Annotated in this window: 17 protein-coding genes; 7 read left to right on the top strand and 10 right to left on the bottom strand. The window is 59.7% G+C overall.

All coding sequences use genetic code 11. The features are described from left to right. Nucleotides 1–24: 24 nt before the first annotated feature. The 5 genes from ACQZ5G_RS18170 to ACQZ5G_RS18150 form a co-directional block, all read right to left on the bottom strand. A complete protein-coding gene (locus ACQZ5G_RS18170) occupies nt 25–1,800 on the bottom strand; it encodes a methyl-accepting chemotaxis protein (RefSeq protein ID WP_448737941.1) in 1,776 nt (591 codons plus the stop codon). 330 nt (nt 1,801–2,130) lie between these two features. Beyond that, nucleotides 2,131–2,607: a chemotaxis protein CheW gene (locus tag ACQZ5G_RS18165; protein ID WP_003504949.1), complete on the bottom strand. Its 477-nt coding sequence runs from the start codon at nt 2,605–2,607 to the stop codon at nt 2,131–2,133. A 266-nt stretch (nt 2,608–2,873) separates the two neighbouring features. After that, nucleotides 2,874–7,034 (bottom strand): translocation/assembly module TamB domain-containing protein, encoded by a 4,161-nt coding sequence (locus ACQZ5G_RS18160; RefSeq protein WP_448737940.1) that lies wholly within the window; start codon nt 7,032–7,034, stop codon nt 2,874–2,876. Nucleotides 7,035–7,079: 45 nt separating this feature from the next. Continuing rightward, complete coding sequence (locus ACQZ5G_RS18155; protein WP_448737939.1) at nt 7,080–9,005, bottom strand: autotransporter assembly complex protein TamA; 1,926 nt, start codon at nt 9,003–9,005, stop codon at nt 7,080–7,082. A 175-nt stretch (nt 9,006–9,180) separates the two neighbouring features. After that, on the bottom strand, nt 9,181–9,432 hold the full coding sequence (locus ACQZ5G_RS18150) for a YMGG-like glycine zipper-containing protein (RefSeq protein WP_003492347.1): 252 nt from the start codon (nt 9,430–9,432) through the stop codon (nt 9,181–9,183). 372 nt (nt 9,433–9,804) lie between these two features. Here ACQZ5G_RS18150 and hemA point away from each other — a divergent pair, with 372 nt between their 5' ends. After that, entirely contained in the window at nt 9,805–11,022 is a 1,218-nt protein-coding gene (gene hemA, locus ACQZ5G_RS18145; protein ID WP_003521261.1) for a 5-aminolevulinate synthase, read from the top strand. A gap of 35 nt (nt 11,023–11,057) precedes the next feature. On the opposite strand, the gene dxr is transcribed toward hemA, so the two are convergent. Further along, the gene (dxr, locus tag ACQZ5G_RS18140; protein WP_196378278.1) at nt 11,058–12,251 is read right to left on the bottom strand and encodes a 1-deoxy-D-xylulose-5-phosphate reductoisomerase; all 1,194 of its coding nucleotides are present in this window, start codon (nt 12,249–12,251) and stop codon (nt 11,058–11,060) included. A 188-nt stretch (nt 12,252–12,439) separates the two neighbouring features. On the opposite strand from dxr, the gene ACQZ5G_RS18135 reads away from it, so the two are divergent. Further along, nucleotides 12,440–13,141, top strand: coding sequence for a phosphatase PAP2 family protein (locus tag ACQZ5G_RS18135; protein WP_003521263.1), 702 nt, complete (start codon nt 12,440–12,442; stop codon nt 13,139–13,141). 30 nt (nt 13,142–13,171) lie between these two features. Continuing rightward, nucleotides 13,172–14,425 carry an FAD-dependent oxidoreductase gene (locus tag ACQZ5G_RS18130; RefSeq protein WP_448737938.1) on the top strand — a complete coding sequence of 418 codons (1,254 nt, stop codon included), beginning with the start codon at nt 13,172–13,174 and terminating at the stop codon, nt 14,423–14,425. 6 nt (nt 14,426–14,431) lie between these two features. Here ACQZ5G_RS18130 and ACQZ5G_RS18125 read toward each other — a convergent pair whose 3' ends face one another. The 4 genes from ACQZ5G_RS18125 to ACQZ5G_RS18110 are packed head-to-tail and all read right to left on the bottom strand — an operon-like array spanning nt 14,432 to nt 18,333. Beyond that, the gene (locus ACQZ5G_RS18125; protein ID WP_269831316.1) at nt 14,432–15,358 is read right to left on the bottom strand and encodes an ROK family protein; all 927 of its coding nucleotides are present in this window, start codon (nt 15,356–15,358) and stop codon (nt 14,432–14,434) included. Nucleotides 15,359–15,361: 3 nt separating this feature from the next. Then, nucleotides 15,362–16,534 (bottom strand): N-acetylglucosamine-6-phosphate deacetylase, encoded by a 1,173-nt coding sequence (gene nagA, locus ACQZ5G_RS18120; protein WP_448737937.1) that lies wholly within the window; start codon nt 16,532–16,534, stop codon nt 15,362–15,364. Beyond that, on the bottom strand, nt 16,531–17,553 hold the full coding sequence (locus tag ACQZ5G_RS18115; protein WP_448737936.1) for an SIS domain-containing protein: 1,023 nt from the start codon (nt 17,551–17,553) through the stop codon (nt 16,531–16,533). The genes nagA and ACQZ5G_RS18115 overlap by 4 nt, the downstream gene beginning before the upstream one ends. A gap of 27 nt (nt 17,554–17,580) precedes the next feature. After that, nucleotides 17,581–18,333 (bottom strand): GntR family transcriptional regulator, encoded by a 753-nt coding sequence (locus ACQZ5G_RS18110; protein ID WP_003521268.1) that lies wholly within the window; start codon nt 18,331–18,333, stop codon nt 17,581–17,583. Between the two features lie 153 nt (nt 18,334–18,486). Between ACQZ5G_RS18110 and ACQZ5G_RS18105 the strand changes: the two genes are divergently transcribed. The 4 genes from ACQZ5G_RS18105 to ACQZ5G_RS18090 all read left to right on the top strand — a co-directional run bounded on the left by ACQZ5G_RS18105 (nt 18,487) and on the right by ACQZ5G_RS18090 (nt 21,717). Then, nucleotides 18,487–18,669, top strand: coding sequence for a hypothetical protein (locus ACQZ5G_RS18105; protein ID WP_448737935.1), 183 nt, complete (start codon nt 18,487–18,489; stop codon nt 18,667–18,669). A gap of 115 nt (nt 18,670–18,784) precedes the next feature. Beyond that, nucleotides 18,785–19,966 (top strand): Gfo/Idh/MocA family protein, encoded by a 1,182-nt coding sequence (locus ACQZ5G_RS18100; protein ID WP_448737934.1) that lies wholly within the window; start codon nt 18,785–18,787, stop codon nt 19,964–19,966. Nucleotides 19,967–19,978: 12 nt separating this feature from the next. Further along, nucleotides 19,979–20,863 (top strand): carbohydrate ABC transporter permease, encoded by an 885-nt coding sequence (locus tag ACQZ5G_RS18095; protein WP_448737933.1) that lies wholly within the window; start codon nt 19,979–19,981, stop codon nt 20,861–20,863. Next, the gene (locus tag ACQZ5G_RS18090; RefSeq protein ID WP_020809501.1) at nt 20,860–21,717 is read left to right on the top strand and encodes a carbohydrate ABC transporter permease; all 858 of its coding nucleotides are present in this window, start codon (nt 20,860–20,862) and stop codon (nt 21,715–21,717) included. Before ACQZ5G_RS18095 ends, ACQZ5G_RS18090 begins: the two co-directional genes overlap by 4 nt. Nucleotides 21,718–21,746 lie beyond the last annotated feature (29 nt).

Here is a 21,746-nt window from a genome sequence, read left to right as displayed (position 1 = left end):
CGGCCTTCCGGCTTCTGAACGGGCCTAGAATTCCGCCCATTCCGCCGCTGCGTTTCCGTGAGGCCTTGGCGCGGCGGCATATCGAGGCTGCGGCGCGGGAAGTCTGGTGACGACGGCAGGCTTTTTGTCCGCCGGGCGGGTGGGTGATGCTGATGCTTCGTGTGATATTCTGAACTGCCGCAGCAACTCGTGCAGATTTTCCGCCTCGGTGGCGAGGCCGTGGCTGGCGGCAGTGGTTTCCTCCACCATGGCGGCGTTTTTCTGGGTGGCCTGATCCATGACGTTGACGGCCTGATTGATTTCGCTGAGACCATTCGCCTGTTCGCGCGAGGCTTCGACGATCGCCGAGACATTGGTGTCGATCTCGCTCATCTGCGACTGGATATCGCGGAGCGCGCCGCCGGTTCTGCCCACCAGATCCACACCGTTGGCGACCTGCTCGCGGGAGGTGTTGATGAGGGATTTGATTTCCTTGGCCGCAACGGCGGACCGTTGTGCGAGTTCGCGGACCTCCTGCGCCACGACGGCGAAACCCTTGCCCGCTTCACCGGCTCGGGCGGCTTCGACACCCGCATTCAGGGCCAGAAGATTGGTCTGGAAGGCGATGTCGTCAATGACGCCGATGATATTGGTGATTTCACCCGAGGAACGCGAAATCGCATCCATGGCGGAAATTGCCTGCTGGACGATATCGCCGGAATGTTCGGCATGTTCTCTCGTCCGCAACACCAGCTTTCCGGCCTCGCCGGCGCGCTGGCTGGCATCGGTAACGGTGGTGGTGATTTCCTCCAGCGCGGCTGCGGTCTCTTCCAGCGAGGCGGCCTGCTGCTCGGTGCGCTGCGAAAGCTGATCGGCGGCGATGCGGATTTCACCGGAGCCTGAGGCGATTGTCGAGGCATTGTGGGCGATGGTCTGCATGGTGGCCTGCAGCTTGGCGACGACTTCGTTGAAGTCCGCGCGCAGCTTTTCCATGCTGGGCACGAAGCTGTTGTCGAGGCGCTGCACAAGATCACCTTCGGCCAGCGCCCGCAGGGCATCGGCAAGCACACTGATGGCGCTCATGCGCGGCGTGACATCCGTGGCGAATTTCACCACTTTGACCACCTTGCCCGCCTCGTCCAGCACCGGATTATAGGCGGCCTGGATCCATATTTCCTTGCCGTTCTTTCCGTATCGGACAAATTCATCCGAGATGAATTCCCCTGCCGCCAGTCGCGGCCAGAAATTGCCATAGGCGGGCGAGGCGGCATAGGCCGGGTCGCAGAACATGCGGTGATGCCTGCCCTCGATTTCCTTGAGGTCGTAATTCACCGTGGCGCAGAAATTCGGGTTGGCGGTAATGATGGTGCCGTCCGGGAAAAATTCGATTGTGGCCTGCGAACGGGAGAGCGCCTCCAGCTTGCCCGCATCGTCCACGGCCCTGATTTTCTTGGCAGTGATGTCGGTGGCGATCTTCACGACCTTATAGGGTTTGCCGGAACGGAAGACCGGGTTGTAAGAGGCCTCGATCCAGATAACCGAGCCATCCTTGCGGATACGGCGATATTCCCTGGCCTGGAACTCGCCACGGGCGAGAGACTCCCAGAATTCCTGATAGGCCCGCGACCCGGCAAGCTCGCTGCCGCAGAAGATGCGATGGTGCTTGCCGACGATCTCGGTGAGATCATAACCCAGCGTCGTGCAGAAATTTTTATTCGCGGTGAGGATATTACCCTTGAGATCGAATTCTATGATCGCCTGCGATCTCGATATCGCATCGAGCATATTTCTGTTATCTGCGCTTTTCCCTAACCCCAGCATTATACGTCCCCCAAAAACGGCCCACGGCGCGGCGAGCCGCACAGGATATGCGGTCCACGTCGTATCATGTTGAACAACGAACAGGTTTGCCGCCGAAGGCAGCAATGCAGGCACTTCCGTCTCTCCGCCTCGGTCAGGTATCGGGCCAGCGTGATATTCGTGCCGGCGCGATACTGTTCCGCGGCTTTTAATATTAGATATCCATAATATTAAAATGTTCTTATTTAATAAGACGAGGTAAAGAGGAAAAACAAAACCGCCGGGCGAGTGCTCCGGCGGTCTGGATCGATCGATAGTCTTCGTGTGGCGTGGCCTGACAAAAAGGCCCGATTAGGCCGCGAGATCTTCCGCTTCTGTTCCCTTGAACATTTTCGCAAGGTTCAGGAAGCAGATCATTCCGTGTTCGTTAGCGATAATGCCTTCCGAATAGGACTTGTCGAAGGAGGCCGAGATTTCCGGAACAGGCTGAACCTGGTTTGCCGGGATCGTCAGAATGTCGGAAACGCGGTCGACGAGCATGCCGATGACCATGTTGTGCACTTCCGCAACCACGATGGCGCTTCTCTCATTGGCGACGGTGCTCTTCATGCCGAGCTTGTGAGCCAGATCGATGATCGGAATGACGGAGCCGCGCAGGTTCATGACGCCGATGACGTCTTTCGGCGCGTGGGGAATGGGCGTCGAAGGCGCCCAGCCGCGAATTTCGCGGATGGTCGTCGTCTTCACGCAGAACTCCTGATCATGCAGGCGGAACGCGATGATTTCGAGCGTCTCACCGCCAAAATTGGTAGAGTTAATCATTGCCATCAGAATTCTTCCCAATGCTCGCTGTGGAGGCCGGCGCAAGTGCACCGACACTTGCATATGCGGATTTGGCGTTCTGCCTGGTGCCTGAACAGCCGGAAACAATATTTCCGTCTTCAATGGATGATTTGTATCATCAGATGGTTTCGCAAACCTAAATGCGAAGCGGCGCTTGAGTGTTTTCGCTTTCCTTCGAAACGCGAAAATACTCTTTTTGATTTTACGCATTGTCCGGACGTAAAAACCGCCACGCACTTTTACTGGAAATGCTAATATTCCTTCTCGTAAAATATGCCGGCTGCGCCTTCACCATCGCCACCCGCTTCCCCGCGTAGCTTCACACCCCGTCCGACGTCGAGGTTGATGATGGCTTTTGCGCCGGATTCGCCGCTTTGCTGCAGCTCGAGATAGGTTCTTTCGTTCAGATATTTACCGGCGGAAACGCGGGCCTGCCCTTCGGAATCGGTCGAAATATCGAGATCGTCGACGCCGAGATTGCTTCTGAGCTTGTCGAACAGCGAGGTGGAACGCCCACCGGCCAACTGGGCGGCGGCATCGGCCAGCCTTGCGATTTGCAGAGCCGAGAGTTTCGACATGGACTGGCCGAAGATCAGCTGCGCCATAACTTCATCCTGCGGCAGGGCGGGCGCCGAGGAGAAAGCAAAGGTCGGATCGTTGGCGTTGCCGGAAACGGCCACGGTGATGGTCGTCGAACCGACCGTCGAGTCGGCCTTCATATCGAGGACCGGAACGAGGCCGCCGCCGAAACTGATATTGCCGGTGGTGAAATCGAGGCGGCGAGTGAGGATTTCGAGCCGGCCACGGCGCATTTCGAAGCCGCCGGAAATGACGGGAACGGCTGCCGTGCCACGGATCGTCAGACTGCCCGTGAGTTCCGCATCGATGCCGCGCCCGCGCACGAAGATGCCGCTCGGTGCGTTCACCTGCAGATCGAGATTGATGGTGGACGAACTGCCGCTTCCGCCCTGATCAGCCCCGAGCGCCTTGGCCTGCGCGCGCACCTTCGGCGGGGCGTTCTTGTGCTTGACATCGATCTCCGTCAGCGAGGCCGGAAGCTTTTCAGGAATGGTGATGGCGCTTCTGTCCAGCATCAGGTTGCCGCCCAGCACGGGGGAATTCAGTAGCGGGCCTTTCAGCGTCAGCGTGCCGCTTACCACCGTCGTCACCAGCGTGCCGTCATTATAACCGGCGCGATTGAGCGTGATCGATATATCGGCGGGAAAACCCGAACCACCGGATATTCCGACGCTGCCGGTTCCCGAGATCGTTCCGCCGCCCGCCAGCTTGCCCGTCAGTCGCGAAATGACGGCACGGTCGCGGTCGAAGGTGATGGTGGCGCCCAGATCGTTGATGGTCAGGTTCCGGCGCACATCGGTCAGGCGCGTACCATCGGTGGTGATGCTGCCGGTCACGACAGGCGCGGAAGCGCTGCCGGAAATCTTCACATCGATGGCGGCGGTGCCGTCCACATCGAGGCCCTGCGCCGCGGTTTGCGCCGCGATGGCGGAGAAGGGCAGCCTGCCGGAAAACGCCATGGAAAGCGGACGATTGCCGGCGATGCCGAGCGAGCCGCCGCCGGAAAGCGACATGCCGCCCTGTCCGGATACATTGGTGTCGATCTGCAAGGTGCCGCCGGCAAAGCGGCCGTTCGCCTTGATGCCGAGCGCGGCGAGGCCTGCTGCACGTGTCTGCGCGACCTCGGCATTGGTCCAGTTCAGATTGTAGTCGACCGCGGGGTTCGATGCCGCACCCTTGGCGCTCACCGTGCCGGAGATGCTGCCTGCCGCATCCAGTCCGGCGGCGAAGGCATTTGCGAGACTGGCGGGCAGCGAACGGATATCGGCATTGATGTCGAGCGTCGACCCGGCGCTGCCGTTGACCTCAACGCGTCCTTCACCCGTGATGATGGTCAGATCGGAGATGCGGGCCGTGCCGTTCTGGATGGCGATGGTGCTCGGTTTTTCAAGCCGTACTGCAATGCCCTTGGGCGCGGCGGAAAAGGCGTCAATCCGCACCGCCATCGGCGATCCGCCGGTCTCAGCGCTACCCTTTACCACCAGCGGCGCGTTGTCGTAACGGCCGTTGACGTCGAACTGTGTCGTCGTGCCGGAATGGCCGATGGTGGCATTCAGGCCCGATATCGCGGCGGCGCCGGCATTGACGCTATCGGCGCTGACCTTGCCATTGATGGCGAGAGCCTGAAGATCATCGATGGAAATATCGGCGGCGAGTTTGGAGATCGTTGTCGTGCCCTGGCGGATGCTGCCGCCATTGGCCTTGATCGTCGCGGCAATCCGGCCATTGGCGTTGCTCAGGGCGATATCGCCGGCAATATCGCCATCCGCCTGCTGCGCGGCGAGGGCCGCGAGCAGGGCAAGGTCGGGGAAATTGAAGGAGAGATTGCCCGATGGCAGGAATTGCTGCGAGAATTGCAGCTGCCCGTTCAGGATATTCCGGCCTACGGCCACATGCAGCTCGGGGATGGCCGTGCCGTTTTCGGTCTGCACCACATCGGCATTGGCGTCGATCTTCTGTCGGTCGATACTGCCGCTGGCGGTGAGCTTTGCCTGAGGCGCGGCGGGATCGGCCTTGCCCGTTGCATTGACCTTCAGCGATTCGAGTGTTCGCCCGGCAAGGATTGCGCTTTCGGAACTCAGAGTGACGTTGAAATCCGGTGCTGCTAGCGCGCCGCTGGCCTCGATTGCAAAATCGGCGACGCCCTTCGCCTGTGGCGTCAGTTTTTCAAGAGCGGGAAATTTACCCGTCAGGCTGGCGCTCAATGCATCGTTTTCGAGGCCGACATTGCCGGTTGCTTCGATGGTTCCCGACTTGACGACGAGGTTTTCAAGGCTGGTGCGTCCGCCAATGGTCACGTCGATATCGCCCTGGAGGGCGATGGTGGTGTCGAATTTTTCCGCAAGGGCGGGTGGAAGGGTGGCAGGCAGCGCGAAGAGCTGCACGCTGGAGGTCAGGCGATTGCCGGCAAGATCGAAACTGCCGTTCAACGTCCCACCGACACTGGCGCTTTCCAGCGTCGCGCCGTCGAAACCGATGGCGGAAGAGGTGAGGCTGAGCGGCGTCTTAATGGTGAGAGGCGCCCGCACCAGCCGGTCGATATCGGGACTGACGAAGGAGGATTGCGACACGGACAGCACTGTCGCGATCGTGCCGCTGCGATTGGCGATGTTGAGATCGGCGCTCTCGGCCGTTAGCTTGACGTCATCGAGCCTGCCTTGCGGCAGGGAAAGGCTGCGCAACGATACCGTCGTGTTGAGATGCGCGGCGTCTGCACCGCCCTTGAGGGAAAGATCGAGGCCATTGAGGAGGGCCTGAACCTCGCCATTCTCCAGCGGCCAGCGAAAATCCACGGGGCCGGCGGTGCCAATGAGATTGGCTGCGAGATCGTTCTGACCGTTCGGATCGACCGTGCCTGACGCCGTCAACAGCAGGGTGCCGGTCTCCAGCGTGCTGCTGCCGATTTCGATGCGGCCCTGCGGCGAAAGGGTTGCATTTGCGTCAAGCTTTGTCTCGCCAGCAAAAAGCTGGCGGAAAGCGGGGGGCAAAAGCAGGTCCGGCTGGCCGCCGCCTGCAATTTCGATACGGCGGGTGCCATCATCTGCAAGAAGGTGGCGGCCGGTGACGTTGACGACAGGGTTGCCGGCGACATTGCCGCGCAGGGTGCCCGTCCAGTTGGAAAGCGGGCCTTCGCCGTTGAGGTCTATCGCCACCGCAGGTGTTCCCGGAAGCGAAAGCAGCGTGGCAAGAAGACCGCCCTCAGGCTCCTTCATCTCCGCTTTCAGCTTCAGGACATTCTCATTCGGAAGGAAGGCGATGTCGGCATTAACCTCCGCATCCGGCGCATTGAGCCGATGGGCGGTGAGCGATAGCCGCATATCGTCCTGGGCAGCCGTCAGGTTGCCTTCCGCGTTCAGATCGAAGGGACGGCCGAGAAGCGATTGGCCAAGGCTGATATCGGGAAAGCTGAACTTGTCGACGGCGATTTCGATCGGCAGCGAGGAATTGCCGGAGCTCTTGGTCGATGTCTGCTCCGGGGCAAGCGGTTTGCGCTCGACATCGATCGATCCGGCCGAGACCCGGTCGGCATGGAAGGAGCCGGTAAGCAGCGAGAGCGGCGACCAGTCGACGGCGATCTGGTTCACGCGGGCATAGGGTCCCTGCCGGTCTGAAAGCGTGACATTGTCGAGCCGCAGGCGGCCGGTCAAAAGGCCGCTTGGGGGAGAAATCTCGATTACCTGATCGGGCGTGGAAACGAGCGATGAAATCTGCTTTGCGGCAATTCTTGCGCCCATCGGGGTAAAACCGACGAACAGAACCGCAAGCAACACCAGCACCACGCCGCACAAAGCAGCGTAGCCCAGCCATTTCAGCAATCGAATCAACGTTTTCATAAAGGGTAATCTACACTCTGTTGCAAGGGTGTTCGACTGCGGCGTTTAAAAAGACTGACCGATGCCAGCATAAATGCCGAAACTGTTGCCGCCATCGTATTTGTCGAGCGGCATGGCGACATCGAGACGCAGAGGCCCGAAGGGCGTCGCGTAACGCAGGCCGATACCGGCGCCAGCCCGGATATCGGAAAAATCGGGTGTCACGTCATCCGAAACCACACCCGCATCGATGAAGGGGACGATGCCGATCGTATCGGTGACCTTGATGCGGGCCTCAACGGAGCCGACGACATAGGAGCGGCCGCCCGTCGCGTCGCCGGCGGCATTATAGGGCGATATTTCCTGGTAGCTGTAGCCGCGTACCGATCCGCCGCCGCCGGCATAAAAGCGTCTGGTGGTTGGTATGTCCTGCAGATCGCTGCCGCCGACCAGCACGCCGCCGGAAAGCTTTCCGGCCATGATCAGCCGGTCCTCGGCGCCAAGTCCCTTGTAGCCCGAAATGGAGCCTTCGAAAGACGAAAAGAAGGTGCCGTTCAGTGCTTCATAGCTTGGTTTTGCGGCCACAGAGGCGCGAAAGCCTTCGGTCGGGTTCAGCTTGTCGTCGCGTGTATCACGAACGAATTCCAGCGGAATGGAGGTGGTAAGATATTCGTTCTTGCCGAATGCGTCTTCCGTATCGGCCCATTGCACCTCGAGGCCGGCTGCGGCTGTATCGGTATCGTTCAGCTCGTAGGCGAAACCGGCCGTGCCAGTCACGGTCTTGGCGTCGTATGTATCGGGGTGTTCGGTCTTGGCAATCAGGCTGGTCTTGAAGGTGGTGCGCGGATTGAACATGCCGGGCTTGGTGAAAGTGATGCCCGCCGAATAATCCATGCCTTCGACGCTCGATGCTTCGGCGATGCGCGAAACCGAACCTTCGATACGCAGCGATTCGGCCTGTCCGAACAGGTTCCGGTGGCCCCAATAACCCTGGAGGCCGATACCTTCGGTGGTGGAATATTGCGCACCGACGCCGAAATAGCGGTGCTTGCCTTCCGAAACCTCGATGGTAAGCGGAATGGTGCCGTCGCGCGCCAGCGTTCCCGCTTCCTTGATGGTCAGGCTGGAAAAGACGCCGAGCTGTCGCAGCCGGTCGGCGGCCTTGCGCAGTTTTTCCGGCGAATAGGGCTCGCCGCCATTGAGGCGCGAATAACGGCGGATAAAATCGCCATCGACGGTTTTTTCACCCGTAACGGTCACCGTGCCGAGGGGCGCCACGGGACCACCTTCGGCCGCCATGGTAATGTCCACCGTGTTTGTCGCGTGGTTGGCGACGGCCTCGCGTTTTGTCAGCTTCGCAAGCGGACGGCCTTCGGCCTTCAGATCATCGATCAGCTTGTTGCCGGCGCGGATGATGGCGAGAGAACCCGCGTCGCCGCCGGTCGTCAGGCCATATTCCTCAAGGTTGCGGCCGGTGACATCGCCTTCAAGCCTGACATTGCCGAGTTTGAAGACCGGGCCGGGTGTAACCGTGATGACCACGGGTACCGGAGCGGAATGATCGAACACCGGATTGGGCGGGAGGCTATCCACATCCTTGCCGGCGACGGTGACCTTGACGATGCCGCCATAACGGGCGTTTTCATAAAGCGCCGCGATCAGCCTGTCCCGGTCGTCTCTCGCCTTTATCAGAAGGCCAAGATCGCCGGAGGCCGGCTTGTCCTTGTCGGCAAGAAGAAGCGAGCTGTTTTCCAGGCTGTCTTTCAGGGATTTATCGGCGTCCGCGGCATCGAGCGTGACGGCGTATTTAACGGGGTTGATAACCTCGACCTCCGGTTCTTCCGAACCCCAGAGGCGCATGCCGAACAGTTTGAAGGCAAAGGCATCACGGGTAAACGCCGGATACAGGGCGAACGTCACAGCAACCGCAAGTGCGGTGCCAGCTTTCCGATACGCAATACCTGTCTTCGGGTTAGTTCGTGTTCTTCGCATAAGCTGCTTTATGGTTGAGCCTTTATTGTCGCCCTAACCCGTTTCCTGTCCGTTAACATTGCAATTTAATCATAAATAAACGGCTTTGAGGACCCTTGCGCTTGTGTTTTGCCGCCCAAAACGCAAAAAGCCCCGGGTGACCGGGGCTTCTGTGCAACGGTATTTCGCGAAGCGATTAGCGGCAACGCGCCGTGTAACGCTGACCGTACTGGTCGCGATAATAGCAATAGCCCGGTTCGGAAGCATTGCCGATAAGGGCACCGCCCACACCGCCGATTGCCGCACCCACTGCCGCGCCACGAACGTTGCCCGTGATAGCGCCGCCGAGGACAGCACCGGAAACGGCGCCGATCGAAGCTCCCTTTTCGGTCTGCGTGCAGCTTGCGAGCGACAGGCCGACCAGCGCAAATATGATTGCCTTTTTCATGAAACTCTCTCCAACGTTACAATGAGCTCTTGTGGCTCGGTAGGCGTCCCATATTTATCTGCGGCGACTGCTACCTCCGACCGCCACAGATAACTAACAATTCGATGTCGTTTAGGGAAGCCTCCTGTTTCGGGGATTCCGCCGAGCGTAAATCGATTGTGTGCCAGACAACGGCGCGGCGCAAAAAAGGTTCCAAAAATCCGGGTTTTTTGATGTGAATCAATTTTGTACTTTTCATCAGCTTCTATAAACGGTTTATTGGAATGGTTCAAAACAACGGCGAATTGACGCAGACTCGGTTAATGTGGCCCGCAAGGGTTGACGGTCCCGGTGTCGAGGCAGAAAACGATCTGGTCAATTCTGGAGCATGGCATGGACTTCGAGGCATTTTTCACGACGGAACTGCAAAGCCTGCATTCTGAGGGACGCTATCGCGTTTTTGCGGATATCGAGCGCCAGCAGGGCAATTTCCCCCGTGCGACACGGTATAACGCCAATGGCGAGCGCAAGGATGTGACCGTCTGGTGCTCCAACGACTATCTCGGCATGGGCCAGAACCCGAAAGTCATCGAAGCCATGAAAGCCGCCATCGATCACTGTGGCGCGGGTGCGGGAGGCACCCGGAATATTTCTGGCACCAACCACTATCACGTCCTGCTCGAGCGCGAACTTGCTGACCTCCACGGTAAGGAATCGGCGCTGATTTTCACCTCGGGTTATGTCTCCAACTGGGCCACCCTCGGCACGCTCGGTCAGAAGATTCCGGGCCTGATCATTTTCTCGGATGCGCTCAACCATGCATCGATGATCGAAGGCATCCGTTACGGCCGCTGCGAGCGGGTGATCTGGAAACACAACGATCTCGAAGATCTCGAAGCCAAGCTCAAGGCGGCGGATCCGAATGCGCCGAAGCTGATCGCCTTCGAATCCGTCTATTCGATGGATGGCGATATCGCGCCGATCAAGGAAATCTGCGATCTGGCCGACCGTTATGGCGCCATGACCTATCTCGATGAAGTTCATGCCGTTGGCATGTACGGACCGCGCGGCGGCGGCATTGCCGAGCGCGAAGGCCTGATGGATCGCCTGACGATCATCGAGGGAACGCTCGGCAAGGCCTTCGGCGTCATGGGCGGCTATATTACCGGTTCCACGGCGGTCTGCGACTTCATCCGTTCTTTCGCTTCCGGCTTTATCTTCACGACGGCCCTGCCGCCTTCGCTTGCCGCCGGCGCGATTGCGTCGATCCAGCATCTGAAGGCAAGCCCCTTCGAGCGCGCCCGTCATCAGGACCGGGTGCGCAAGCTGCGCGGCCTTCTGGATGCGCGCGGTATTCCGCACATGGACAACCCAAGCCACATCGTGCCTGTCATGGTGGGCGATGCCGCCAAGTGCAAATGGATTTCGGATATCCTGCTCGACAATCACGGTGTCTATGTGCAGCCGATCAACTATCCGACCGTGCCGCGCAAGACCGAGCGCCTGCGCATTACGCCGACACCGCTGCACAGCGATGCCGATATCGAGCATCTGGTCGGCGCGCTGCACCAGCTCTGGTCGCATTGTGCGCTGGCGCGCGCTGTGGCGTGAGGCCGCAATTTAGATAAGAGAAGACCGGGCCGCGTTTACGCGGCCTTTTCTTTGGTGGCGATCAATTCGCGGGCGTGACGACGGGCCTCCTCATCCGCTGCGAACACATCTTCAATCGTGGCGGCGGAGCGGCCGTCATGCATGCGGTCCATGACCGTTTCGACGATCTCGGCCATATCGAGAAAACCGATATTGCCCGCAACGAAAGCGTGGAAGGCGGTCTCTTCGGCGGCATTCAGGGCGGCGCCCTGCAAACCGCCGCGCTCCAGCGCGGTACGGGCCAGACGGATCGCCGGGAAACGGGCTTCATCCGGGGCTTCGAAATCGAGCCGCGCCAGTTTTGCGAAATCCAGCCGCTCGACACTCAGATTGCCGCGTTGCGGATAGGTGAGGGCATAAGAAATAGCGGTGCGCATGTCGGGAGAGCCGAGCTGGGCGATATAGGAGCCGTCGGTGTAACCCACCATCGAATGGATGATCGACTGCGGGTGGACGATCACCTCCACCTGATCGGGCCTCAGATCGAAGAGATATTTCGCCTCGATCATTTCCAGCCCCTTGTTGAACATGGAGGCGCTGCCGATGGAGACCTTCAGTCCCATCGACCAGTTGGGATGGGCGCGGGCGATATCCGCCGTGACATTGGCCATCTCCTCGCGCGACCAGGTGCGGAATGGGCCGCCGGATGCGGTCAGCACGATGCGTTCCACGGCCTGCTTATGTTCGCCCGTCAGGCATTGGAAGATTGCGCTGTGTTCGCTGTCGACCGGGATCAGCCTGCCGCCGCCCTGCTTGACCGTGCGCAGAAAAACATCGCCAGCCGAAACCAGGCATTCCTTGTTGGCGAGCGCTATGTCTGCGCCACGCCGTGCGGCTGTAAGAGTAGGTGCAAGGCCGGGGGTTCCGGCAATCGCCGCCATCACCCAGCCGGCATCCGTCGACGCGGCCTCTTCGAGGCCGGATTTGCCTGCCGCAACCTCGATGCCGGTGCCGGCAAGGGCCGATTTCAGCGCTTCGTACTTGTCGTCCTCGGCGGTAACTGCCAGCCGCGCGCCGAATTCCCGCGCCTGCTCCGCCAGAAGCGCGATGTTGCCCGCGCCGGTCAAAGCCGTGATCTCGAACGCGTCGCGGCCACCCAGCTGGCGGACGACATCCAGCGTATTGGTGCCGATCGAACCGGTCGAACCCAATATTGTCAGCTTGCGTGGCATTTCACTGGCATTCGTCATTTTCAGTCCGTCGGTCGTTTCCGGTTCGCACCTCTCGGTGAACGTCGTTTTCCCGAAAACGCCATGCACTTTCGGGCAACATTCCTTAGCCTCTACCCGCGAAAACCAGCCATAACAAGGACAAAGCCGGGGCTATTGTTTTTGCGGAAGGCAAAGCCATATGCAAGAAAAACAATGAGAGGATATCGATGCGACGTTTTCTGGTTTCCAGCGGGTGGATTTTTGCGGCAAGCCTTGTGCTGGTCCTTGTCTTCATTCCTTTTGATCCGCGTCTTTCCGAAAGCGCGCAGGCGCTGCCAGGGGGCGTGGTCTCCTTCAATCGCGCCATTACCGATTTCGGAACCTTCCGCTGGATGCTCTATTCTACCGGCCTTCTGGCGATATTGGCCTATGTCGCCGCACGGGTTTTAAAGGCGCAGACCTATAATGGACGGCTGAGGACGGCATGGCGGCTTCTTACCTATTTCTTCCTGACGATCGGAACGGCGAGCATTCTCGTCCATACGCTGAAATTCCTGATAGGACGGGCACGGCCGGAGCTTCTGCTGGAAATGGGCGCCTATAGTCTCACCCCATTTACCGGCGACAATCTCTATGAAAGTTTCCCCTCGGGCCATTCGACCGCCGCCGGGGCGTTTTTCGGCGCTTTCGCCATGTTGATGCCGCGCTTCCGCTGGGCGTTTCTCCTGCTTGCCCTTGTCATCGGTGTTTCGCGTGTCATCGTCGGCGCACATTATCCAAGCGATGTCGCCGCCGGGCTGTTGCTCGGCATGTGGACGGCCATGGCCTTCGCCTTTATCTTTGCCCGGTCCGAAATGCTGTTCCGGTTCGATGCGCAGGGCTGGCCGCAGCCGAAGAATGTAAACCTCCCGGCGGCGGATACACGATAAGGACCTCAAGCGGGATGTAGGGGGAAGGTGATGGAAGAAGCGACAATCGCTCCGGGAAATGACGGCGGGGCCGTTCAGCACATCCGCACGTCCGTCGTCGTGGCCGGCGGCGGGCCGGCGGGCATGATGCTTGGCCTGCTGCTTGCGCGCAGCGGGATCGATGTCGTGGTCATCGAGAAACACGGGGATTTTCTCCGCGATTTTCGCGGCGACACCATCCACCCTTCAACGCTTGAATTGATGGAGCAACTCGGTTTCATCGATGAGTTCCTGAGCCTGCCGCATACACGTGCGCCAAGGCTGAATGCGGTTATCGGCGGCGAGCGTATCACGATAGCGGATTTTTCCCGCCTGCCGGTCCGCCACCGCTTCATCGCCTTTATGCCGCAATGGGATTTTCTCAATTTCATTGTCGGCAAGGCGGGACAATACGAAAATTTCCGATTGCTGATGAATGCGCCGGTGACCGGACTGATCGAGCGCGGCGGCCATGTCGGCGGTCTCACGGTCAGCACGCCGGAAGGCATCATCGAGATCGAAGCCGATCTGGTGGTGGGGGCGGATGGGCGCAACTCCACCGTCCGCGAGGCGGCGGGGCTGGAAGTGCAGCGTTTCGGCATCCCGACGGAGGTGCTGTGGATGCGCCTTTCGAAACAGCCCGACGATCCGACGGAAACCATGGGGCATGCCGGCTCGCGGCAGGGTTTCGTCATGATCAACCGGGGCGATTACTGGCAATGCGGTTATGTGGTGCGAAAGGGATTTTTCGCCGACATAAAGCTGCAGGGAATTGAAGCCTTCAGGGACAGGGTTGCGGAAATCTGCCCTTTCCCACGCGAAAGGCTCGATGAGCTCAAGAGTTGGGACGATGTGCATCTCCTCACCGTCCGTATCGACCGGCTGAAGCGCTGGTGGAAACCCGGCCTGATCTGCATCGGTGATGCGGCCCACGCCATGTCCCCCGTTGGCGGTGTCGGCATTAATCTGGCCATTCAGGATGCGGTTGCGGCGGCCAATATATTGGTGCCGGTGCTCGTGTCCGGCCGGGCCATTGCCGATGATGATCTCGCCGCGATTGAAAAGCGGCGATCCTTTCCGACCAAGGCCACGCAATTTCTGCAGCGGATGATGCGTATCGGCGGCAAGAAGGGCCGGGCCGATGCGGAAAAACCGAAAGGACCGCCAGCCTTTGTGCTGGCCATCATGCGGTTTCCGCTTCTTTCCCATTTGACCGGCCGGCTGGTGGGGCTGGGTTTCCGCCGGGAAAAGATCGAGACGATGTGATGCCGCTCAAGCAGTGCCGGCGGCCTCTTTCTCATATTTGAGCCCGATAACGGCGGATCCGATCAGCCCCGGCTCGATGCGGCAGATGGCGGGTACGACCAAGGGGCGATCGAAGCGCCTCAGAATGCGGCTCCTTACCACCTCGTCCAAAGCGGCGAGAAGCGCCTTCGAATTCGAAAGTCCGCCGCCGACCGGCACGATGGTTGCGCCGGTCACGTTGATTACCATTGCCAGAGGTGAGGCGAGAATATCGATAAGGACATCGATGGTTCTTGCGGCCTTCGGATCGCCCGCCTGCCAGGCCGAAATAATATCTTCGCTGGTCATCGCCTGCTGGTGAAGATGCGAATGCAGTTTTTCCATGCCACGGGCGCTGCCGATTGCGTCGACGCAGCCGGTAAGCCCGCAACCGCATTCGAAACGCGGCAGCGAAACCGGCGGATTTCCGGCCAATGTCGCGGCCACCGGCCCATGTCCCCATTCGCCGGCGAAACCGCCGTCGCTGTTGATGAGCTTGCCGTCGATCACCAGCCCGCCGCCGACACCCGTTCCGAGGATGACGCCGAAGACCACGCGATGACCCCGTCCGGAACCGATTTCCGATTCGGCGATCACGAAGCAATCCGCATCGTTCGATACGATGACGGGAAGGTTCAGCGCCTTTTCCAGCTCGTCTTTCAAGACCCTGCCATGGATGCTCTGAATATTGGCGACAGTGGCCTTGCCGGTGTCGGGATCGATGACGCCTGCAATCGACAGCGACACGCAGGCGGGTGTGCCGCCGCTATTGTCGATGACGGATTTCAGGCCGGCGGCGAAGTCTTCGAAACTGGTCTTGGGCGTCGGGATACGCGGCACGGGCCGAATATCGTCGGGAGCGTAGGCAATCGCGCCCTTGATGGTCGTTCCGCCTATATCGAAACAAACGATCATGATTCAGGCTCCGGTACGGGTGGCATCGTGGATTTTTTCTGCGCCGATCCATGTCGAATGCATCTGAAGGTCGGGTGTCAGCATGACGAAATCCGCATCGAAGCCGGGCAGGAGCTTACCCTTGCCAGAAGCGCCGACCGCCTCGGCGGGATAAGCGGACGCCATTCTCAAGGTCTCGTCCAGCGGTGTGTCCAGCTTTTCATGCATGAAGCGGACGCAGGAGAGCATATCGATATCCGCCCCCGCCAGCGTGCCGTCGGCCAGCGTCAGTCTGCCGCCGTTGCGATAGACGCGCCTGCCGTTCAGTTCGAAACCGTCATCATCCGTGCCGATGGTGGACATGGCGTCGGTGACGAGGAAAATGCGGCCGGGATTATTCTTGGCGCGAAGCGCAATGCCGATTGCTGCAGGATCGACATGGAAACCGTCGGCGATCAGCCCGCAATCCAGCTTGCCGCTCGAAAGTGCCGCGCCCACCAGTCCCGGTTCGCGATGGCCGAGCGGGCTCATGGCGTTGAAGAGATGTGTCACCATGGATGCGCCGGCCTCGGCATAGGCCGCCGCGACGCCAAGGCCCACATCGGTATGGCCGAGGCTGACGACGACGCCGGCTTTGTGCAGCGCTGTGACCTGCGCCTCGGTTACGTTTTCCGGGGCGATGGTTGTCAGCACGAAGGGAAGCTTCGCCTTGCAGTCCGTCAGAACCGCAAGATCGGCCGTTTCCATCTTTCGGATCAGCGCCGGATCATGGGTGCCCTTGCGTGCGACGGAAAGATGCGGGCCTTCGAAATGCAGGCCGAGAAAGCCGGGCACCCCTGCCTTGTGGGCGGCGATGCCGGCTTCGGCGGCTTTGGCCGTGATATCCGGCCGGTCGGTGATGAGTGTGACCATCAGCGCCGTGGTGCCGAATTGCGCATGGGCCGAGCAGATGCGGGCAATGCCTTCCACATCCGGCTCGTTATTGAACATCACGCCGCCGCCGCCATTGACCTGAAGGTCGATGAAGCCCGGCGTAATGAACAGTCCTTCCGCATCGATGATTTCGGCGTCTGCGGGTACGGACATGCGGTCGACGATGTTGGCAACCTGGCCGTCACCGGTCACGAGCGCTTTGCCATCGTGCCACGCGACGCCATCGAAAATGCGGGCGCCGACAAATGCCTTGCTGCTGCTCATTGGGTTTCCGTCACCTTCTTCAATGCCACGGGCGCATCCGGGTTGAAGCCGCGGGCGCGCGACAATTGCTCGATGAAGCCGTAAAACGGCGCGATCAGCAACAGGGCGTCGGTCAGCGGGTGATTGGTTTCCACAAACGGCAGGGGCTTGGCCGGGCTGCCTTTTGCGGAGGTGACGAAAACACTTGCGCCCTTGCCGGCGAGACCGGCCGCGATATCCGTCACGGAGGTTTCGGCACGGTCACGCGCGGCAAAAGCGATGACGGGAAATTTCGGTGCGATCAGCGAAACGGGGCCGTGCATGACTTCCGCCGATGAATAGGCCTCTGCGTGGAGTTCGCAGGTTTCCTTGCATTTCAGCGCGGCTTCCGCGGCAATGGCAAGCGCCGGACCGCGGCCCAGCATATAGAGCGATTCCTCACCCTTGACCGCTTCGCCGATCTGGCTCCAGTCGAGTGCGATGGCCTTGGCGAAATTCTGCGGCAAGGCGCTGACGGCTTTGGCGAGCAGGCTGTCTTCCGTCCATTCGGCAAGGATTGCGAGGCCAGCGACGATGGAGTTGACGAAAGATTTGGTTGCGGCCACCGCCTTTTCAGGGCCTGCCTGGATATTGATGGCGTGATTGGCCGCATCGCCGAGCGGGGAGGGCAGGGTGTTGACAAGCGAGAAGGTGAGCGCGCCGCCCTTGCGGGCGCTTTCCGCCAGAGCGACGATGTCAGGGCTTTTGCCGGATTGCGAGACGGCGAAGGCCGCCGCCCGGTCCAGCCGCAGTTTCGTCTGGTAGATGGAGGCGAGCGAGGGGCCGAGCGAAGCGACCGGAAGCCCGGTCTGCAATTCGATCGCATATTTCAGGAAATGCGCGGCGTGGTCGGAGGAGCCGCGTGCAACGGTGACGATAACGGCCGGGTCACGGGCCTTCAGCCTGCCTCCGGCTTCGTGGAAGTCGGCATTGGCATTGTCCAGCAGGCGGGCGACTGCATCGGGAATCTCATCGATTTCCTGGCGCATCAGGGTTGTCATCGTTTCGTGTCCTTGATCAAGAGATTGTCACTCAGGCCCCATCGTCAGTTCGGCGACGAGGTCATAGGCGTCGCTGCGGTACAGCGCGCGGGATATTTCCATGAGGCGCCCGCTTTCCAGATAGGCCATTCGCTGAACGGAAAGCGCTGCCGAGCCCGGCGGAACCCCAAGCAGCAATGTTTCCTCATCGGTGAGGTTACGGGCGGAGATGCGCTGAATGGCGCGCACCGGGCGAATGCCGTTTTTCTCGAGCTCCAGATAAAGCGAGTTTTCCACCAGTTGCGGGTCAGGCAGGATATCGCCCGGCAGGCTGGTGACTTCGAGTGCGATTGGCTGGTCATTGGCAAGGCGCAGACGCGTGAGCCGCGCCACCATGGCGGATTGGGAAAGGCCGAGCGCCATCATCTCGTCGCCGGTCGGGTGGAACAGGCCTCTGTCCAGCCAGCGGGTGCTCGCCGTCATTCCACGCCGGCGCATGTCCTCGGTAAACGAGGTGAGTTTGGTCAGGGGCTGCTGCATGCGGGTGATGGGCTTGACGACGAAAGTACCCGAACCGTGCCGGCGAACGAGAAGGCCGTCGCGGACGAGATCGTCCACCGCCTTGCGCACCGTGACGCGGCTGACGCAGGCGCTTTCGGCGATATCCCGCTCCGGCGGCAAGGCGTCGCCGTGCTTCAGGCGGCCGCCATTGATGGCGTCTTCAATCGTCTGGCGCAGTTTCAGGTAAAGCGGGCCGCCGCCTGATTGCAGGTCGTCCAGATTAAGCGCTGCCCCGTTCATCCATAACCTCTGTCACGATCCATGTGGTCGGCGATATGGCCGGCTCTGGCTATATCATATGCCACGCAATCGGCAATACCAAAATAGAACCATTGCTAGATTTGTACGATTAATCGGTGGTTTTTTCGATATTTTGCCGAATAATAAGGCTACATGCTTGATATTTTCGCATTAACCAAAAAAATTTTCTCGATAACGGAATTGCTCTGGACGATTGGCATTTTTTTGGTATTGTTTTTTGCATCGGTGGTCGGCGGCGATCCGTTTCGCATCCGTCACGCCGGGAAAATCGGTTTCCGACTCGCGGCAACGTTTGCGAAATCGAATTTAGCTTGACCGTTGTGAAAATTAATTTCATCGTGGCAGGAAATTATCGCAGATAACTGGATGACCAGCACAGAAATGGTCGCTTCTGCGAAAATGAATTACGAATGAACAGGGAACAAAGTTCATGAAGGTGGGAATTATCGGACTCGGATTCCGTCTGGGTTATCTGGGCTACGTTTTTCATGAGATCGACAAGGATTTCGAGATCGTCGGTTACGTCGATCCCGCGCCGGCGGGCCTGCCGGGCCTGCAGGAAAAGGGCATTTCGGCCGGCAAGGCTTACGATAGTCCCGAGGCGCTGATCGCAAACGAAAAATTCGATCTCTTGATGATCGGCTCACCGAACCACATGCATCTGGAACATATCCGTATCGGGCTTGAGGCCGGCTGCACCATCTTCTCGGAAAAACCCATCGTCGTCAGCATCGAGGAAAGTCTTGAGCTCGCCCGGCTGCTCAACAAGCACGGGCATGAGCGGCTCCTCGTGGGCCTGGTTTTGCGTTATTCCCCGCTCTACCGCGATCTGCGCGCCGCGCAGGCGGAAGGCAAGCTGGGCGATGTCGTTTCCATCGAGGCCTCGGAGCATATCCCGCCCTATCACGGCGCATTCTTCATGCGCGACTGGCGGCGTTACGAGAATTATTCCGGCTCCTTCATGCTGGAAAAATGCTGCCATGACCTCGATCTCTATAATGGCGTGGTCGGTGCACGGCCGCGTTTCGTCTCGAGCTTCGGCGGGCGCAAGAGCTTCACGCCGGCAAACGCGCCGCAGCATGACGGCATCAACGACATGGAGGTTTACCATCGCAAGCCGAGCGGCTGGATGGGCTCCGACAAGGTCTTCGACAGCGACGGCGACATCATCGATTACCAGACGGCGATCGTCGAATATGAGAACGGCGCATCGCTCGCCTTCCATACCAATCTCAACGTTCCCGACGATTTCCGCCGTTTCTGCGTCATCGGCGCCAAGGGCATGGCCGAGGGCGATTTCGTGCGCGGCTTCCTGAACGTGCACAATGCCCGGACCAATGAAAAGACCGTGGCCAAGACCTATTCGGCGGCGACCGCGCTCTCGCAGCATTACGGGGCGGACGAGCAGATGGCCGAGGACGTCATCGCCCATATCGTCAAGGGTACGCCGCTGCCTGTTTCCGCGCTCGATGCGATCGAAGCCGGTATTCTGGCGCTTGCCATGGATGAAGCGCGCCATGGCCGTAAAGTGATCGATCTCAAGCCGGTGTGGGAGGAATACGATCTGGCGCTGCACGGGCAGCCGAAATCCCCCGCTGTGAAATCGGCTTGAGGGGGCGGCGCGATGGATGCGAAACGCAGCGCGGTCGTCTTTGCCTGGCTTCTTCTTCTGCCGGCGCTTTTATACATCACGGTTATCGTTGCTTATCCGCTCGTCGATACCTTCATCCTGTCCTTTACCGATGCGTCGCTTAGAAAAACGACGAATTGGGTCGGCTTCATCAATTACGAGAAGATTTTCAACGCGACTTTTGCCGAGGTTATCACGCGGACCTTTATCTGGACGTTCTTTTCCGTCTCGATAAAGATGATCATCGGCACATTCGGTGCGGTCTTGCTGAATTCGGCCGTGCCCGGCCGGGCGCTGTTCCGTATCCTGACCATGCCGCCATGGATCGTGCCGATGGCTATCGGCATCTTCATGTGGGGCTGGATGTATAACGGCCAGTTCGGCATGATTTCCGGGGTGCTCCAGAACCTCGGCCTGGTGGATGGTCCGGTCGCGTTCCTCGCCTATGGCAGAACGGCCTTCTGGGCAACGATCGTCACCGACGTCTGGATCGGCGTGCCGATGGTGACGCTTTATCTGCTGGCGGCCATCCAGGCCATTCCGCAGGATCTCTACGAGGCCGCGTGGACAGACGGGGCAAGCCGCTTCTACCGCTTCCGTCGTATCACGCTGCCGCTGATGCTGCCGGCCATGATTACAATGTCGATGATCTCGCTGATTTCGACCTTCAATTCCTTCGATATCATCTGGATCCTGACGCAGGGCGGTCCGACCGGCCAGACGACGACCATGATCATCGACACGTACAAGACGGCGATCGGCTCCTACAAATACGGTGAAGGTGCGGCCCGCGCCGTGCTGATCTGCATCTTCCTGTCGATCTTCACCTATTTCTACTTCCGCATCACCAGCCGCATCTCGCAGGAGGCCAGCCGATGAGCGACAAGAATGCGATGATCAACCGCTACAGGTGGTATGAAATCGTCGGGATTTATTGCGGCATCGCCGTGTTCCTGACCTTCGTGCTGGCGCCCTTCGTGGAAGGTTTTCTGGTTTCGCTGAAGCCGCTCAGCCTGCTTTTCTCCTCGCCCTACAAGTTCTGGCCGGAAAACGGTTCCTTCGAGGCCTACCGGACCATGTGGGTCAGCGTTCCGGGCTTTGCCCGCTACGTTTTCAACTCCTTCTTCATCTCCACCATTTCGACCATCATCGTCCTCATCCTGGTGGTGCCGGCCTCCTATGCTTTCGCCCGTTTCGAGTTTCGCGGACGTGGGCAGTTGCTTGGCGCATTTCTGGCGATCAACATGTTTTCGGGCGCGGTGCTTCTGATCCCGCTTTACCGGCTGATGCGCAACATGGGTGTGCTGAACACCTATCTGGCGATGATCATTCCCGGCGCGGCCTTTTTGATCCCCACCGCCATCTGGCTGCTGCGCACCTATATGCTGCGTATCCCGCGGGAACTGGAAGAGGCGGCCTATGTGGACGGTGCGAGCTATTTCTACACCTTCCGCCGGGTGATCCTGCCGCTGGCGATGCCCGGCATCGCCGTCGTCTCCATCACCACCTTCATCGGCGCCTATGCCCAGCAGTTCATCTTCGCGCTCACCTTCAATTCCAAGACCGAATATATGCCGCTGCCCATCGGCCTTTTCGCCTATTTCGGTCGCCAGGAAGTCATCTGGAATGAGTTGATGGCGGCCAGCTTCGTCGGCATTGCGCCGGCCATGGTCGTGATCTTCTTCATGCAACGATATCTCGTCAGCGGTCTTACCGCCGGCGCGGTGAAATAATCAACAACCGGAACGACCACCAAACGGGA

The organism is Agrobacterium sp. 22-214-1 (genome assembly GCF_053522465.1).
The sequence above is the reverse complement of the archived record's forward strand: the minus strand, read 5'-3'. Positions and strand labels throughout refer to the sequence as shown.